Origin of the sequence: Streptomyces sp. NPDC002138 (assembly GCF_040296485.1) — a bacterium.
Lineage (GTDB): Bacteria > Actinomycetota > Actinomycetes > Streptomycetales > Streptomycetaceae > Streptomyces.
In genome coordinates this window covers 1-1,573 of sequence record NZ_JBEOXE010000165.1, presented here as the reverse complement: position 1 = coordinate 1,573, position 1,573 = coordinate 1, and the positions used below count along the sequence as shown (strand labels likewise).

At 70.0% G+C, this 1,573-nt stretch carries 1 protein-coding gene; it reads right to left on the bottom strand.

The window, feature by feature from the left end:
- Positions 1-1,573, bottom strand: a 1,573-nt coding sequence (locus ABT084_RS37855; RefSeq protein WP_351054389.1) for a condensation domain-containing protein, incomplete at both ends; no start/stop codon positions are given.

The window sequence follows — 1,573 nt, the reverse complement described above, 5'->3', positions numbered from 1 at the left end:
CCAGACACCGAGCCAGCCGATTCGCCCGCGCATCCAACTCCGCAAACGAAACCTCAACACCCTCAAACACCACAGCAACCGCATCAGGCGTCCGCGCCACCTGAGCCTCAAACAACTCCGGCAACAACCCCGCCGGAACCCCCACAGACGTATCGTTCCACCCCTCCACCACCAAACGCCGCTCCTCCACACCCAGGACCTCAATGTCCCTCAGCGGAAGATCGCGGCCCGCGTCCAGCGCCTGCTCCAGCGCGGCGACGAGGTTCTCGGCGGTGGTGCGGACGGCCGAGCCGACGTGGCGTGCATCGATCGGGGCGACCGCGTCCACGGCCAGTCCGATCTCGGTGCCGCGGTCGTCGACGGCGACCGAAAGGGGGTAGTTGGTGCGCTCACGCGAGAACACCGTCCGGATCCCGCTCTGGTCCTCGCACGGGTCCGCTTCACTACCGGCCGTCGGTGCGGCCGGCCGGACCGCGTTGTGCCGGTAGTTGAAGATCGAGGTGAACAGTGGTGAGTCGCCGGCCACCCCGCTGGCCTGCTGAGCCACGGCCAGCGGTGCGTGCTCGCGCTCCAGCAGCTCCGCCAGCTGGCCTCGCATCGCTGCCACCGCTTGCAGGGCGCCGACCTCGTCGGTCCGTACGCGCACGGGCAGCGTGTTCATGAACGGCCCGGGCACACGGTCGGCACCTGCGCCCGCGCTCATGCGGCCGAACAGCACCGTTCCGAACACCACGTCCGTACGTCCGGACATCGCGGCGAGGGCGCGCGCCCAGGCCACATGCAGAACCGTGGCAGGGCTGGCGCCCAGTCGGCGGGCGACATCCCGCAGCCGCTCGGTCAGCTCCGGCGCGAACGGCACCACGGCTCGGACGGCGTCCGCTCCGTCGCCGCGCGCGTCGACCACCCCGTACGGTGCGGTCGACTCGTCGACGTCACCCAGCAGCTCGGCGAAGTAGCGTTCGTGCTTCCCGCTCTCCGAACCGGCGCGTGCCTGCGCGACGAAGGTACGGAACGGCAGCGGCGGCGCCAGCTCAGCGCCCCGCCCGGTCAGGAACGCCTCGACCTCGTCGAGCAGCACCTCCATCGCGGTGTGGTCCTGCACCATGTGGTGCACCCGTACCAGGGCCAGCCACCGGTCCGTCTCCGGATCCACCGAAGCGACGTGCACGCTGATCAGCGGGGCTCGGTTCAGATCCATCGAGAGGCCGACGTGTGCAAGGAGCTGCTCGGCCGGTTCGGTGCCGTGGGGGTCGAGCGTGACGTCCTCGACGGGCAGTACCGCGTTGCGCAGGACGACCTGGACCGGCTGGTGCAGGCCTTCCCACACGATCGCCGTGCGGTAGATGTCGTGCCGGTCGATCACCTGCTGAAGGGCTGCGGTGAAGCTGTCGAACCGCTCGCGCGAGCCGAACTCCACCACAGTGGGCATCACGTAGGCGTCCTCGCCGCCCTCCGCGAGCAGGTGGTGGAAGAGGAAGCCTTCCTGGAGGGGGGCGAGGGGGTAGATGTCGGCGATGTTGGCCGCGCCGCCCTCGACGGTCGCGGTGATCCGCCCGATCTCGTCCGCGTCCAG